This window comes from Zoogloea sp., from assembly GCF_041908905.1.
Classification (GTDB): domain Bacteria; phylum Pseudomonadota; class Gammaproteobacteria; order Burkholderiales; family Rhodocyclaceae; genus Zoogloea.
This window is the reverse complement of the sequence record NZ_JAYREK010000057.1, coordinates 1-13,511: the sequence shown is the minus strand read 5'-3', so window position 1 is coordinate 13,511 and position 13,511 is coordinate 1. Positions and strand designations below refer to the sequence as shown.

Sequence of the window (13,511 nt, the reverse complement as noted above, 5' to 3'; positions counted from 1 at the left end):
CACGGCGCTGCCTTCAGCGATGATCTGCGGGGGCTTTGGGTAGGCCTTCATGGGGCAGGGCTCCGGGCCGAGGGTGTCTGGAAGGTACTGTCTAATTATACATGTTTATGCCGTAAATGTTGTTGTGGATGCCATGGAGATTCATGTCATGGCGATGGTGGACGCGGGCGGGCGCGGGGTGGCCTGCAGGGCGTCAGGCCGTTGAACCTGCTGCAATCTAAAGAGCCGCATGAGCACACGCTTTCCTGCCTTCGCCGACGCTTACCCGGAGGGTGAGCACGCTACACGCCCGCTGGCACGCCTGGGCGTGCGCCTGGCTTTGTCGCTTCATCTTGTGGGCATGAGCCTGTCGCGTCGGCGCGAGAAGGAAGGGCCGTCTCAAGCTTTGTCGCGGCCCCTGAGGGGGGCGGGCGCGCCGCATCGCGGCGGCTCCGGGGGCTTATCCCTTGCGCCAGACATCCGCCCAGACGCACCTGCGAGCGTGTCCAACTGCTGTTTCTAGGATAGTGCGTAGCTGCGGGAGCCTTGGTGATGGGGCTTCTGGCGTGGCGGACTAGCTGCGCAGCTTGCGGATGCGTTCGGCCGGCGTGATGATATCCGTCAGGCGGATGCCGAACTTGTCGTTGACCACCACCACCTCGCCCTGGGCGATGAGGGTGCCGTTGACCAGCACGTCCATCGGTTCGCCGGCCAGGCCGTCGAGCTCGACCACCGAGCCGTGGGCCAGCTGCAGGAGGTTGCGGATGGCGATCTTGGTGCGTCCCAGTTCCACGGTGAGCTGCACCGGGATGTCCAGGATCATGTCGTAGTCGTTGAGCGTGCCGGTCTTGGCGCCGGTCTGCCCGAAGTCGGGGAAGAGCTGGCTGGCGGGCTTGGCCTGGAAGGGGGAGTCGCCCCCCATGTCCGACCCGGAGAGGTCGGTCAGGCCTTCGGCGGCGGCCTGCTCCTGCATGGCCGCGGCCCAGTCGTCGTCGCTGATCTGGTTGTCGTCGGGGGTGTCGGTTTCTGACATGGTTTACTCCTGGCTGGGCGGTGCCGGGGTTTCTTCTTCCTGGGCGAGGAAGCGTTCGACCTTGAGGGCGTATTGCCCGCGCTGGATGCCGTAGCGGCATTCCATGAAGGGGATGCCATCCACCTCCGCCTGCACGGTTTCGGGGATGTTGAGGGGGATCACGTCGCCGGGGCGCATGTTGACGATGTCGCGCAGCGTGACCCGCGTGTTGCCGAGCTGGGCGGTGAGCGTGACCTCGGCGCTCTGCAGCTGCTTGCCCATCATGCTGACCCAGCGGTTGTCCTGGGTGATGTGGTCGCTCTGCATCGTCGAGTAGAGCGTCTCGCGGATCGGCTCCAGCATCGAGTAGGGGAAGCAGAAGTGCATCTCCGCCTGGGCCCCGCCGAACTCGAGGGTGAACGACGACGCCACCACGATCTCGCTGGGCGTGGCGATGTTGGCGAACTGGGGGTTCATCTCGGAGCGCACGTACTCGAACTCGAGCTTCTGCACCGGCAGCCAGGCCTTGGCGTATTCCTCGAAGGTGACCCGGAGCAGCCCCTGGATGATGCGCTGCTCGGTGAGGGTGAAGTCACGCCCTTCGACCCGGGTGTGGAAGCGCCCGTCGCCGCCGAAGAGGTTGTCCACCACCAGGAAGACCAGGTTCGGGTCCAGCACCACCAGCCCGGTGCCGCGCAGGGGCTTGGCGGTGAGCAGGTTGAGGTTGGTGGGCACCACCAGGTTGCGCACGAACTCGCTGAACTTCTGCACCTTGATCGGGCCGACCGAGACCTCGACGTTGCGGTGCATGTAGGTGAACAGGCCGATCCGCAGGTAGCGGGCGAAGCGCTCGTTGATGAGCTCCATCGTGGGCATGCGCCCACGGACGATCCGTTCCTGGGTGGCCAGGTTGTAAGGGCGTATGCCGTCGCCGGCACCCTCGTCGGCTTCCTGCTCGTCGGTCTCGCCGGTGACGCCCTTCAGCAGGGCGTCGACCTCTTCCTGGGAGAGAAAGTCCTGGGCCATGGCCTGGCAAACCCTTACTGGACGATGAACTGGTTGAACAGCACGGCGAGCACCGGCCCGTCGTCCTCGGGGCGGTTGCGCTTGCCTTTCTTCTTCGGGTTCGGCGCGTAGCCGAGCACGTCGTTGGCTTCTTCCTTGATCTCCTCGGCGAGCGCCTCGCGGCCTTCGATGGTGGCGAGCTCGGAGGGCTTCTTGGAGGACAGCATCATCAGGATGCGGTGCTTCAGCTCGGGCATGTAGAGCTTCAGGGAGTCGCCCACCTTGGCATCGGCGACCCGCAGCACCATCGTGGACTGCAGGAAGTGCTCACCCTCCTCGGGGGAGAGGTTGACGGTGAACTGCTCGAGCGGCACGAAGACCGGCGGCTTGGAGGGGTCGACCTTGATCTTCGGGGGCTCGTGGGAGACTTCCTCTTCCGCGTCCTCGCCCTCGGCGTGCTTCTTCTTGTTCATCATCATGAAGGCCGCGCCGCCAGCGATCGCCAGGATCAGCACGACGGCGATGATGATGATCATTTTTTTCTTGCCGCCCTTGGCGGGGGCTTCGCCTTCGGGGGCTTCGGCCTTGGCGGGTGCTTTCGACATGCTGGATCACTCCTTATCTCACTGCATTGTTATCCATCACGCCCACCCGGCAAGCCTGAAATAGGGGCATTGGAGCCCGCCATTTTGAGGTTTTTCAGGCGAACGTATCAACCAATCCTTCGCCCCGGCGCTGCCACAGGGCGGGCGCGCCGGTGCTTGCCGCGCTGGCGTCGCCGCCGAAGCGGCCACGCGGGGTGTGCTGGCCGCCTTCGCCGCGCTGGCCGGAGGTGCCGACGTCGGCCTGGCCGAGGCTGATCCCGCTCTGTTCGAGGATCTCGCGCAGGCGCGGCAGGCTCTGCTCGATCAGCTCCCGCGCGGCCGGCGTGGCGGTGACGAACTGGGCGCTGGTCTGGTCGCCGCTCACGGTGATCGACACCTCGATCCGCCCGAGCTGGGGCGGGGTGAGGGTGAGCTCGGCCTGGCTCTCGTGCTGGCGGACCATCCAGCTCACCCGGTTGCCGACCTCCTCCGGCCAGGCCGGGCTGCCCGCCGGGGTGGCCACATGGATCGGCAGCGGTGCGGCGGCGGCGGTGGATTCGCCCCGCAGGTTGGCCAGCGCGGCGGCGTGGATCGCGGCGAAGCTGTTGCCCGGCGCGGCGTCCGCGGCCAGCTCGATGCGGCCGTCCCGGGGCGCGATGGCGGTCTCGAGGGCGGCAGGGCCGGGGTGCTTGCCGGCAGCATCCGCTGTGGCACCGGCAAGATCTGCCGCCTGCCGGAGGTCCGCCGCGGCGCCCGGCGGCAACCGGCCCCCGGCGGTGCCGGGGTCGGCGCCCAGGCCGGTCAGGCCCTGGCGTGAATCGATGCCCGCGGGCGTCGTGGCAGGATCCTCGCCGGCGTCGGCCTCGACCGGGGCGGCCGCCTTGCCGGCGGGTGGCGTGGCGAGGCCCGCGAGGAGGGCCACGAGCTCCGGCGGCAGGGCGCTGGGCTGGGGGGCGGCGTCGGCTGCCGGGGGGGAACCGTCGTCGGGGGACGGTGCGTCGGCCTGGGTGGCACTGCCTTCGTCCTTGCCGCCGCTGCCCTGCATGTGGCGCTGGAGCTCCCCGGCGAAGCCGGTCTCGGGGGCGTCGGCCTCCCGGGCCTGGGCGGCCGCGTCCGGGCGGGTGCCTTCCGGGCCTTTGGCGCTGGCAGCAGGGAGAGGGGAGGCGATCGGGGTCAAGGCCGGTCCGGGCATGATGTTGTTCCTGGTGACGATGCAGACGACAGCCAACCAGCAAGCCACGTGCCAGGCGCGCCCGCCCCCGGTCACTCCTCGAGCTTGCGGTCGCGGAACTGCTTGGCGGAGTGCTCGTCGGTGAGCTTTTGTTCCTGCTTGGCCTCCTTGCGCGCCTGCAGGCTCTGGTGGCGGTGCGACAGGGTGTCGAAGGCCTTCACCCGGTTGCGCTGATCCACCCATTCCTGCTGGCCCTGCACGGTCCGTTGCCGCGAGTCGTCGACGATCCGCTGTTGCTGGGCGATGGCGTCGTCGAGCTTGCCGAGGAAGGCGCTGAAATTGCGCCAGGCGTCGGGGCCGATGCCGTTGCGGGCGGTCTCGACGAAGCGTTCCTGGTATTCACGGCGATAGGCCACCAGCAGCTGGAGCTTCTCTTCGACGGCCTGTTCGCTGGCGATCAGTTCGCCGAGCTTGCGCGCGGCGTCGTCCATCCGGCTGTTGGCCAGGTCGAGCAAGGGTTGCAGCGGGAACGGCTCAGTCATCTTCACGTTCCTTCGCGCTTAACGGGCGGGGGACGGAATTCTTTAGGGCCGGGGGGCAGGGGCCAGACGGGTGGGGGATGGGGCTCACGGGCGGGCTCCGAAGAGGGCGTGCAGTTTTTCCACGGCCGATTCGTAGGGCTCGTTCTCGTCGATACGCTGCTGCAGATAGGCCTCGAGGCGGGGGTAGATGCTCACCGCCTCGTCGAGCACGGGGTCGGAGCCGGCATGGTAGGCCCCCACGGCGATCAGGTCGCGGGAGCGCTGGTAGCGGGAGAACAGCTGCTTGAAGCGGCGCACCATGTCGAAGTGCTGGCTCTTGACCAGATTGTGCATGGCGCGGGAGATGGATTGCTCGATGTCGATGGCCGGGTAGTGGCCCTGGTCGGCCAGGTTGCGCGACAGCACGATGTGACCGTCGAGGATGGCCCGGGCCGAGTCGGCGATCGGGTCCTGCTGGTCGTCGCCCTCGGCGAGCACGGTGTAGAAGGCGGTGATCGAGCCGCCGCCCTCCGGCCCGTTGCCGGCCCGCTCGACCAGCGCCGGCAGGCGCGCGAACACCGACGGCGGGTAGCCGCGTGTGACGGGCGGTTCGCCGATGGCGAGGGCGATCTCGCGCTGGGCCATCGCGTAGCGGGTCAGCGAGTCCATGATCAGCAGCACCTGCCGGCCCTGGTCGCGGAAGTATTCGGCCACCGCGGTGGCGTAGGAGGCGCCCTGCAGGCGCATCAGCGGGCTGCAGTCGGCGGGGGCGGCGATCACCGCGGAGCGGGCGAGGCCCTCGGCGCCGAGGTTGTGCTCGATGAACTCCTTGACCTCTCGGCCCCGCTCGCCGATCAGCCCGACCACGATCACGTCGGCGGCGGTGTAGCGGGCCATCATGCCGATCAGCACCGACTTGCCGACGCCCGAGCCGGCAAACAGGCCCATCCGTTGGCCCCGGCCCACGGTGAGCAGGCCGTTGATGGCGCGGATCCCCACGTCGAGGGACTGGCGGATCGGGGCGCGCTGGAGGGGGTTGATCGGGCGCGACTGGAGCGAGCGGGTGTGGCGCACCGTGAGGGGCCCCAGCCCATCGAGCGGGCGGCCGGCGCCGTCCACGACGCGGCCGAGGAGCTCGTCGCCCATCGGCAGGTGTTTGGCCCGGTCGGAGGCGCGCCGGCGCGGCTCGATGCGCTCGCCGGCCACCAGCGGCGGCTGGGTGGGCTCCACCGGCAGCACCTGGGCGCCGGGGGCGAGGCCGAAGACGTCGTCGGTGGGCATCAGGAAGATCTTCTCGCCGTGGAACCCGACCACCTCGGCCTCTACCGACGCGCCGCCGGGGATGTTGATGCGGCAGCCGGAGCCGAGGGGCAGCTTGAGGCCCGAGGCTTCCATGACGAGGCCGTTGATGCGCGTCAGGCGGCCGGCGAGCTGGTAGGGCGGCGTGGCGCCGATCAGCTTGCGCCCGTCGGCGAGGAAGGCTTGCCAGGTTTCGGTGCCGTGGCGCATCAGCTGCCGTCTCCGTCCCAGGCCACGTTGCGGCCGAGGTTGTCGAGGATGCGGCGCCAGCGGGTCTGCACGGTGGCGTCGATCTGGCTGCCGCCGGCGTCGATGCGCACCCCGCCGCGGCTGATGCTGGCGTCTTCGACCAGGCGATGGCCGGCGTGGGTGAGCTGCTCGCCGAGGTAGTCGCGGGCCAGCGCGAGGTCGTCGGGGTTGAGGTGCACCAGGGCGTGGGTCTGGGGCATCTGCAGCAGGGCTTCGCGGATCAGCTCGCCGACGGCCTCGGGGTGGGCGTCGAGGTGGTGGCGCACCATCTGGCGGGCGATCTCGATGGACAGGGCGAGGATCTCCTCGGCCACCTCCTGGTCGAGGCGGCCGAGGGCGTCGTCCATGCCCTGGACGAGGCTGTGGAGAGCCATCGCCTCGACCCGGCCGCGGGCGGTGCCTTCCTCGTAACCGGCGTCGTAGCCCTCCTTGCGGGCCTCCTCGTGGATGCGCTCGATGTCTTCCGCGGTGGGGAGGTGGATCTCCGGCGCGGGGTCGGGCGGCGGCGGAGGCGGGGGCGCCGGTTCGGGTTCGGGTTCGGGCTCGACGGGCAGCTCGGGGGGCTCGGGGAAGTCGGGCTCGAAGGGCTCCACCGGCGGCTCCGGCGGGGCGGCCGGCGCGGGCTGGGGCGCGGGGTCGTCGAAGGAGGGCGGGAGCCAGCGCCGGTAGGCGCCGGCGGCCTGGTGGTGGCTCATGGGCGGGCCCCGCCGCTTTCACGCTTACACGAAGGCATCGTCGCTTCCCTTGCTGGACAGGGCGATCTGGCCTTCTTCCGCCAGCCGGCGGGCGGTCTTGAGGATCTCCTTCTGCTCGGCCTCGACCTCGGAGAGGCGCACCGGGCCGCGGGACTCCAGGTCTTCGCGGAGCATCTCGGCGGCGCGTTGGGACATGTTGCGGAAGACCTTCTCGCGCATCTCGGGCGGGGCGCCCTTGAGGGCGATGATCAGCGAGTCGCTCTGCACCTCGCGCAGCAGGGTCTGGATGCCGCGGTCGTCGAGATCCATGAGGTTCTCGAAGACGAACATCTCGTCGAGGATCTTCTGGGCCAGGTCCGGGTCGTATTCGCGCACGTTGTCGAGGATCGCCGTCTCGGCTGCCGAGCCGACGAAGTTGAGGATGTCCGCCGCGTGGCGCACGCCGCCCATGGCGGTCTTCTTGACGTTGCTGGCGCCGGAGAGCATGCGCGTGAGGGCCTCGTTGAGCTCGCGCAGGGCCACCGGCTGCACGCCGTCGAGGGTGGCGATGCGCAGCAGCACGTCGTTGCGCAGGCGGTCGCTGAAGTGCTTGAGGATCTCGCCGGCCTGGTCGAACTCGAGGTGCACCAGGATCGTGGCGATGATCTGCGGGTGTTCGTTCTTGATGAGGTCGGCCGCCGTGGCGGCGTCCATCCACTTGAGGCTCTCGATGCCGGCGGTGTCCGAGCCCTGCAGCACGCGCCCGATCAGGTGGTTGGCCCGCTCGTCGCCGAGGGCCTTGGTGAGCATGGCCTTGATGTGGTCGTGGTCGGCCTCGATCGGTGCGCCCTTCTCGGCGAACAGCAGCACCTCGTCGAGCAGCGCCTCGAGCTTCTCGCGACTCTGGGCCGGCATCACGGCCATCGCCGCGCCGAGCTTCTGGACGTCCCGCGGGCCGAGCTGCTTGAGCACTTCGGCGGCCTCGTCGGCGCCCAAGGTCATCAGGAGCAGGGTGCTCTTGTCGAGCCCTTCATCGTTGCTGCTCATTGCTTCCCATCCATTCCTTGATCAGGTTGCTGATCACCTTCGGGTTGTTCCTGGCGAGGGCCAGCACCTTGGCGAGCTTCTCCTCGTAGGCCAGGCGGGCCGCGGCCTCGGGCGAGAGTTCGACCTCGGCGCCTTCGCCTTCCTCGCCTTCGCCCTCCTCGCCGGCTTCGGCCTCCTCGCCTTCCGCCGCCGCCTGGGCGGCGGCCGCGGCGATCGCCGCCTCGTCTTCCTTGGGCTCGGGCTGGGGCAGGACCTGCCGCAGCAGCGGCCGGATCACCCCAAAGGCCACGAAGGCGATCACCCCGGCGATCACCAGATACTTGATGAGCTCCTTCAGCAGGGCCTGGTTCTCGGGGTCTTTCCAGAGGGGCGTCTCGGGCTCCTGGCTGGCCACGAAGGGGCTGCTGGCGACGCTGAGGGTGTCGCCCCGCTCCTTGTTGTAGCCGACGGCGTCCCCGACGAGCTTTTCGATGCGCTGCCGTTCCTCGTCGGACAGCGGCACCGGCTTGAGCGCGCCGGACTTGTCCTTCTCTTCGCGCTGGTTGACCGCCACGGCCACCGACAACCGGCGGATCTGGCCAAGCGCCTTGCGGGTGTGCTGGACGGTCTTGTCCAGCTCGTAGTTGATGGTGGCGCTCTTGTTGGTGGTGATGGGCGGCTGGCCGGCGCCGGCGGTGCCGGCCACCGGCGGGGTGGTCACCGGAGCCGTGGCGGGCACCGGCGGCTGGTTGGTGAGGGCGCCGGGGACGCCCTGGGGGGCCAGCTCGCGGGTCTGGCTCTCGCTGCTCTGCTGGCTGCGGATGGATTGCTCGGGGGAGGGGTTGGGGCGGTAGGTTTCGGCGGTCTGCTCGGTGACGTTGAAGTCCACGTCGGCCGACACCTGGGCGCGGAAGTTGCCCTTGCCGAAGAGCGGCGTGAGGATCGCATTGACCCGCTCGATGAAGCCTTCCTCGAGCTCGCGGGTGTAGAGGATCTGGCTGGCGTCGAGGGCCCCGTTGGCGCGCAGCGGGTCGGGCTTCTTGGTGAGCAGGTTGCCGTTCTGGTCGATCACGCTCACGTTGTCGTTGGTGAGCTGGGGCACGCTGGAGGCGATCAGGTGCACGATGCCGGCGATCTGGGTCGGGTCGAGGGCGCGGCCGGTGTGCAGGTGCACCATCACCGAGGCGGTGGGTTTCTGCTCGTCGCGCAGGAAGGCGGTCTGCTTGGGGATCGCCAGGTGCACGCGGGCCGCGGCCACGCTGGCGATGGCCGAGATGGTGCGCGACAGCTCGCCTTCGAGGGCGCGCTGGAAGTTGACCTGCTCGTGGAACTGGGAGAGGCCGAGCTTCTGGTTTTCCATCAGCTCGAAGCCCACCAGGCCGCCCTTGGGGATGCCCTGGGCGGCCATGCGCAGGCGCAGGTCGTGGACCTGGGACGACGGCACCAGGATGGCGTTGCCGTTTTCCGAGAACTTGTAGGGCACGTTCTGCTGCTGCAGGCTGGCCACCACGGCGCCGCCGTCCTTCTCCTCGAGGTTGGAGAACAGCACGGCGTAGTCGGGCTGGCGGCTCCACAGGATCACGCCGACCACCAGCGCGATGGCAAAGGCCAGCGCGGCGCCGGCGGCGATCTTCTGGCGCTGGGACAGATTGCGGATGTTTTCCAGCACCTGCGCGAAGGGTGAGGCGGGCGGTACTGGCGCGGCGGCGTCTTCTGCTGCCATGGAAACATTCCCCCTATTTCGGATGCACGCATTCTGGGCGCGGCGGGCGGCTTCCGGCGGCGGGATTAGCGGCGTTTTTTGCCGCCTATTTGCCGCCTTGCCGCGCCTCGCCCGGGCCTAAGCTGCGAAACGGTGAATTTCAGCCTTGCCTGCCCATGACTCTCCCCGCCACCGACGAACGTCTCGATGCCCGCCAGCTGGCCGAAGCCTTCCGTCAGTTCAGCGAGGCCTCGGAGGCCCTCACGGGTGCCTACGCCGGCCTGCAGACCCAGGTCGCCCAGCTGACCGAGCGCCTCAGCGTGCTGATGGGCGCGCTGCCGGCGGGGGTCGTGGTGCTCGACCGGGATGGCCGCGTGGTGCAGGCCAACCGGGCGGTGGAGGCCATGTTCGAGGCCGGGCTGACCGGCGTCGACTGGGCCGCCTTCTGCGCCACCCGCCTCGCCGCCACCGAGACACCGGGCGAGTGGCAGTTCGAGGCGGACGGGCGGGTGTGCCGGGTGAGCCGGGTGGATGCCACCCTGGAGTCCGGCGAAGGCCGCATCGTGCTCCTCAGCGACGTCACCGAGGCCCACCAGATGCGCCTCGCCGTCGAGCGCAACGAACGCCTCGCCGCGATGGGCGAGATGGTGGCCGGCCTGGCCCATCAGCTGCGCACCCCGCTGGCGGCGGCGCTGCTGTACACGGCGACCCTGGTGGAGCAGGAAATGGGCCCGGCCGACCGGGAGCGCATCGGCAGCCGGGCGATGGAGCGCCTGCGCCACCTCGAGAAGCTCATCCGCGACATGCTGCTCTTCGCCCGCGGCGAAACCCTCGGCCGCGAGCCCTTCGGCATCTGCGAGCTGGTGGCCGAACTGGCCCAGACCCTGGAGCCCCTCAGCCGTGCCAAGGGCATTGTGTTTTCCGCCGACTGCCACTGCGGCGACACCCGGGTGGTGGGCGACCGCAAGGCGGTGGCCGGCGCCCTTACCAACCTGCTGGAAAACGCCGTGCAGGCCCTGGAGGCCGGCGGCGAGATCCGTTTCGACGCCCGCCTCGACGGTCCGGTGGCGCGCTTCGCGGTGGCCGACAATGGGCGCGGCATCGAGCCGGCCCTTCAGTCACGGCTGTTCGAGCCGTTCTTTACCACCCGTCCCGACGGTACCGGCCTGGGTCTGGCGATCGCGCGGGGGGTGGCCCGGGCCCACGGCGGCGACATCCGCATCGACTCGGCGCCCGGCCGCGGCACCACCTTCACGCTGACCCTCGCGATGGGCGCCTGACGCCCGGCCGCACCTGCAACAGAGAGACGTTCCATGCCCGAAGAAGCCCTCAAGATCCTGGTTGTCGAAGACGACGCCCCCCTGCGCGATGCCGTGTGCCTGACCCTCGAAGTGGCCGGCCATGAAGTCGTCGGGGTCGGGGACGGGCCGGCCGCCCTGGCCGCCGTCGAGAAGCAGGCCTTCAACCTGGTCCTGTCCGACCTGAAGATGCAGCCGATGGACGGCCTGCAGCTGCTGGCCGAACTGCGCCAGCGCCTGCCCCAGCTGCCGGTGCTGCTGATGACCGCCTTCGGCGACGTCGAGAAGGCGGTGGACGCGATGCGCGGCGGCGCCTGCGACTTCCTGATGAAGCCCTTCGAGCCCAAGGTGCTGCTGGAGCATGTGCGGCGCTACGCGGTGACCCGCCAGGACGACGGGATGATCGCCGCCGACCCCCACACCTGCAAGCTGCTGGCCCTCGCCGACAAGGTCGCAGAAACCGACGCCACCGTGCTGCTCACCGGCGAGTCGGGCACCGGCAAGGAGGTCTTTGCCCGCTACCTGCACGAGCACTCGCCCCGCCGCAAGGGGCCCTTCGTGGCCATCAACTGCGCGGCGATTCCCGACACCCTGCTCGAGGCGACCCTCTTCGGGCACGAGAAGGGCGCCTTCACCGGCGCGGGCACGGCCCAGGCCGGCAAGTTCGAGCAGGCCGAGGGCGGCACGCTGCTCCTCGACGAGATCTCCGAGATGCCGCTGGGCCTGCAGGCCAAGCTGCTGCGCGTGCTGCAGGAGCGGGAGGTGGAGCGGGTGGGCGGCAAGAAGGCCATCCCGCTGGACATCCGCGTGCTGGCCACCACCAACCGCGACATGGCCAAGGAGGTCGCCGCCGGGCGCTTCCGGGAGGATCTGTATTACCGCCTCAACGTGTTTCCGCTGGCGATCCCGTCGCTGCGCGAGCGGCCGGGTGACATCGTGCCGCTGGCCCGGCATTTCGCCCAGCTCCATGGGGCGCGCCTGCGGCGCACCGCGCGCCTCTCCCCCGAGGCCGAGGCGGTGCTGCTGATGTACCACTGGCCGGGCAACGTGCGTGAACTGGAGAACACCGTGCAGCGGGCGCTGATCCTCAGCAGCGGGCAGGCGGTGTCGCCCGAGACCATCCGCCTGTGCCTGCCCCACTGGAACGGCGAGCCGCTGCGCACGCCCCTCACGCCGCCGCTGCCGGCGGCTTTTGCCGCCGAACCGGCAAATCATGCCGATGCGCCGCTTGCCGCGCCGCCAGCGGAGCGGCCCGCCAACATGAAGGATCTCGAACGGGAGCACATCCTGAAGGTGCTCCGGGAGGTCGGCGGATCGCGCAAACGCGCGGTGGAGCAGCTCGGCATCTCCGAACGCACCCTGCGCTACAAGCTCCAGCAGTACCGGGAGGAGGGCCTGTTCTCCGGTTGAAGCGTCCCTGTGCCGCTTGGCACATGGTTTGCTCTGCTATAGTTGAGAAAAAGGAGCCGGACCATGGATACCCGCGGAATCGATCAGATGTTGTCGGAGTTGCGGGCCACCTCGCAGGTGGCCGCGGGCAAGTCCGCCCAGGCCCCGGGCGCGGCGGGGGGCGCCGATTTCGGCGAGGTGCTCAAGTCGGCCATCGACCAGGTCAGCTCGGCCCAGATGCAGGCCCAGGAGATGGCCAAGGGCTTCTCGGCGGGCGACCCCAACGTGAATCTGCAGGACGTGATGGTGAACCTGCAGAAGGCCAACCTGTCTTTCCAGCAGATGGTGCAGGTGCGCAACAAGCTGGTCACGGCCTACCAGGACATCATGAACATGTCGGTCTGAAAAGCCTTCAGGAATCTACTGCGCGGCCAGATCCCGCAACTCCGGTACTCGACGTACGCTTGTACGTTTCCGTTCCTCGTTGCGACCTCTGGCCGCTCGCTACGACTCCTGAAGGCTTTTCGGCTCCATGGGCATAAAAAGCAAAAGCCGGCGACAAGCCGGCTTTTGATTTTGGAGCGGGGTGTTTCAGCGGCTGCGTTCGCGGGCGTTGCGTTCGCGTTCAATCTTCAGGATGTAGCGCTGGATGGTGGCGGCCATGTTGCCGGAGAGCTGGGTGAACTCGCAGCCGGCGCGCAGGGTGACGCTGCCGTCGCGGTTGGTGACGCGGAACAGGTTGCGCACGCGCAGGGATGTGACGATGGCGCCGGTCTCGGGGAGCATCAGGCGGCAGTTGGGAAACTCCATGTCCGGCTCGACGACCAGGCCATCCGACGGCACCGTGATGGCCAGGCCGCCGCCGCTGATGTCGAGCACGTTGGCTTCCACCGACACCTCCCGGCTCTCGCCGTCGATGGTCACCGGGATCAGGCAGGTCAGGCTGTGGGCGCTGGGGGCGGTGAGGCGGAAGTATTCGCGCCGCTGCAGGCGCAGGATCACGTCGGGCAGCCGGACCCGGAAGGCATCGTGGCCGTCGTGCTGGATGCGCTGGACGCCGCGGGCGGCAAACTGGATCTTGATGCGGTCGAGCTGGGTGACGCAGATCAGCTGCTCGGCGATCTCGATGCGGCGGTTGAGCTGTTCGTCGCTGGCGGCGTCGAGCACCAGATAGTCGTCGTCGGCGGAGAGGGCGACGATCGCCGTGAGGAAGGAGTCGGCGCTGGCGTCGATGAAGGCCGACAGCATGGCACGCTTCTGCATCAGGCCGCGCAGGTTGAAGAGGATGTCCGTCCGGCCCCGCAGGAGGTAGCGGGAGTAGTCGTCGGCCTGCAGGAGTTCGAACTTGAGCGACATGATGGCGTTCGGCTGAAACCAAATAGCCTGTAATTTTAGCAGCCCGTCGGTGCGCTGGCGCGTGCCCGTGCCGGTCCCCGTGACGTCGGCGCCTGGTTTGCGCCGTGCCGCCCCAAAAGAAAAGGCTATGTCACCGTTGCCTGTGGAACCGTACCCCCTGCAATCTGTCTGAATATACAGTTTTGCTGCAATCAGGAGGGTGGCGATGAAACCGCTTGATTTCAAACATATCCTGCAATCGCTGGT

General features: G+C 68.8%; 13 protein-coding genes. 3 read left to right on the top strand and 10 right to left on the bottom strand.

Going from position 1 to position 13,511, the window contains the following annotated elements; translation table 11 throughout:
- Nucleotides 1-553 precede the first annotated feature (553 nt).
- The 9 genes from fliN to fliF all read right to left on the bottom strand — a co-directional run bounded on the left by fliN (nt 554) and on the right by fliF (nt 9,243).
- Nucleotides 554-1,012, bottom strand: a complete 459-nt coding sequence (gene fliN, locus ACE3OU_RS18235; RefSeq protein WP_374242982.1) for a flagellar motor switch protein FliN — start codon at nt 1,010-1,012, stop codon at nt 554-556.
- Nucleotides 1,013-1,015: 3 nt separating this feature from the next.
- Nucleotides 1,016-2,017, bottom strand: a complete 1,002-nt coding sequence (fliM, locus tag ACE3OU_RS18230) for a flagellar motor switch protein FliM (protein ID WP_374242981.1) — start codon at nt 2,015-2,017, stop codon at nt 1,016-1,018.
- Between the two features lie 14 nt (nt 2,018-2,031).
- Nucleotides 2,032-2,601, bottom strand: a complete 570-nt coding sequence (locus ACE3OU_RS18225) for a flagellar basal body-associated FliL family protein (protein ID WP_374242980.1) — start codon at nt 2,599-2,601, stop codon at nt 2,032-2,034.
- A 94-nt stretch (nt 2,602-2,695) separates the two neighbouring features.
- Nucleotides 2,696-3,772: a flagellar hook-length control protein FliK gene (locus ACE3OU_RS18220; protein WP_374242979.1), complete on the bottom strand. Its 1,077-nt coding sequence runs from the start codon at nt 3,770-3,772 to the stop codon at nt 2,696-2,698.
- Nucleotides 3,773-3,843: 71 nt separating this feature from the next.
- Nucleotides 3,844-4,293, bottom strand: a complete 450-nt coding sequence (fliJ, locus tag ACE3OU_RS18215; protein ID WP_374242978.1) for a flagellar export protein FliJ — start codon at nt 4,291-4,293, stop codon at nt 3,844-3,846.
- A gap of 84 nt (nt 4,294-4,377) precedes the next feature.
- Complete coding sequence (gene fliI / locus ACE3OU_RS18210) at nt 4,378-5,781, bottom strand: flagellar protein export ATPase FliI (protein ID WP_374242977.1); 1,404 nt, start codon at nt 5,779-5,781, stop codon at nt 4,378-4,380.
- A complete protein-coding gene (locus ACE3OU_RS18205) occupies nt 5,781-6,515 on the bottom strand; it encodes a FliH/SctL family protein (RefSeq protein WP_374242976.1) in 735 nt (244 codons plus the stop codon). Before ACE3OU_RS18205 ends, fliI begins: the two co-directional genes overlap by 1 nt.
- Nucleotides 6,516-6,539: 24 nt before the next feature.
- The gene (fliG, locus tag ACE3OU_RS18200) at nt 6,540-7,541 is read right to left on the bottom strand and encodes a flagellar motor switch protein FliG (protein WP_374242975.1); all 1,002 of its coding nucleotides are present in this window, start codon (nt 7,539-7,541) and stop codon (nt 6,540-6,542) included.
- Nucleotides 7,525-9,243: a flagellar basal-body MS-ring/collar protein FliF gene (gene fliF, locus ACE3OU_RS18195; RefSeq protein ID WP_374242974.1), complete on the bottom strand. Its 1,719-nt coding sequence runs from the start codon at nt 9,241-9,243 to the stop codon at nt 7,525-7,527. Before fliF ends, fliG begins: the two co-directional genes overlap by 17 nt.
- Nucleotides 9,244-9,398: 155 nt before the next feature.
- Here fliF and ACE3OU_RS18190 point away from each other — a divergent pair, with 155 nt between their 5' ends.
- The 3 genes from ACE3OU_RS18190 to fliE all read left to right on the top strand — a co-directional run bounded on the left by ACE3OU_RS18190 (nt 9,399) and on the right by fliE (nt 12,314).
- Nucleotides 9,399-10,502 carry a PAS domain-containing sensor histidine kinase gene (locus tag ACE3OU_RS18190; RefSeq protein WP_374242973.1) on the top strand — a complete coding sequence of 368 codons (1,104 nt, stop codon included), beginning with the start codon at nt 9,399-9,401 and terminating at the stop codon, nt 10,500-10,502.
- Between the two features lie 33 nt (nt 10,503-10,535).
- Nucleotides 10,536-11,930, top strand: coding sequence for a sigma-54-dependent transcriptional regulator (locus tag ACE3OU_RS18185; protein ID WP_374242972.1), 1,395 nt, complete (start codon nt 10,536-10,538; stop codon nt 11,928-11,930).
- A 63-nt stretch (nt 11,931-11,993) separates the two neighbouring features.
- Entirely contained in the window at nt 11,994-12,314 is a 321-nt protein-coding gene (gene fliE, locus ACE3OU_RS18180; protein ID WP_374242971.1) for a flagellar hook-basal body complex protein FliE, read from the top strand.
- 186 nt (nt 12,315-12,500) lie between these two features.
- Here fliE and ACE3OU_RS18175 read toward each other — a convergent pair whose 3' ends face one another.
- The gene (locus ACE3OU_RS18175; protein ID WP_374242970.1) at nt 12,501-13,265 is read right to left on the bottom strand and encodes a flagellar brake protein; all 765 of its coding nucleotides are present in this window, start codon (nt 13,263-13,265) and stop codon (nt 12,501-12,503) included.
- Nucleotides 13,266-13,511: the final 246 nt, after the last annotated feature.

Bases quoted from the DNA above. Each gene is read 5' to 3' on its own strand.
- ACE3OU_RS18190 (WP_374242973.1), top strand. From the start codon at position 9,399: ATGACTCTCCCCGCCACCGACGAACGTCTCGATGCCCGCCAGCTGGCC.
- ACE3OU_RS18220 (WP_374242979.1), bottom strand. From the start codon at position 3,772: ATGCCCGGACCGGCCTTGACCCCGATCGCCTCCCCTCTCCCTGCTGCC.
- fliN (WP_374242982.1), bottom strand. From the start codon at position 1,012: ATGTCAGAAACCGACACCCCCGACGACAACCAGATCAGCGACGACGAC.
- ACE3OU_RS18185 (WP_374242972.1), top strand. From the start codon at position 10,536: ATGCCCGAAGAAGCCCTCAAGATCCTGGTTGTCGAAGACGACGCCCCC.
- fliI (WP_374242977.1), bottom strand. From the start codon at position 5,781: ATGCGCCACGGCACCGAAACCTGGCAAGCCTTCCTCGCCGACGGGCGC.
- ACE3OU_RS18175 (WP_374242970.1), bottom strand. From the start codon at position 13,265: ATGTCGCTCAAGTTCGAACTCCTGCAGGCCGACGACTACTCCCGCTAC.
- fliF (WP_374242974.1), bottom strand. From the start codon at position 9,243: ATGGCAGCAGAAGACGCCGCCGCGCCAGTACCGCCCGCCTCACCCTTC.
- fliM (WP_374242981.1), bottom strand. From the start codon at position 2,017: ATGGCCCAGGACTTTCTCTCCCAGGAAGAGGTCGACGCCCTGCTGAAG.
- fliJ (WP_374242978.1), bottom strand. From the start codon at position 4,293: ATGACTGAGCCGTTCCCGCTGCAACCCTTGCTCGACCTGGCCAACAGC.
- ACE3OU_RS18205 (WP_374242976.1), bottom strand. From the start codon at position 6,515: ATGAGCCACCACCAGGCCGCCGGCGCCTACCGGCGCTGGCTCCCGCCC.
- ACE3OU_RS18225 (WP_374242980.1), bottom strand. From the start codon at position 2,601: ATGTCGAAAGCACCCGCCAAGGCCGAAGCCCCCGAAGGCGAAGCCCCC.
- fliG (WP_374242975.1), bottom strand. From the start codon at position 7,541: ATGAGCAGCAACGATGAAGGGCTCGACAAGAGCACCCTGCTCCTGATG.
- fliE (WP_374242971.1), top strand. From the start codon at position 11,994: ATGGATACCCGCGGAATCGATCAGATGTTGTCGGAGTTGCGGGCCACC.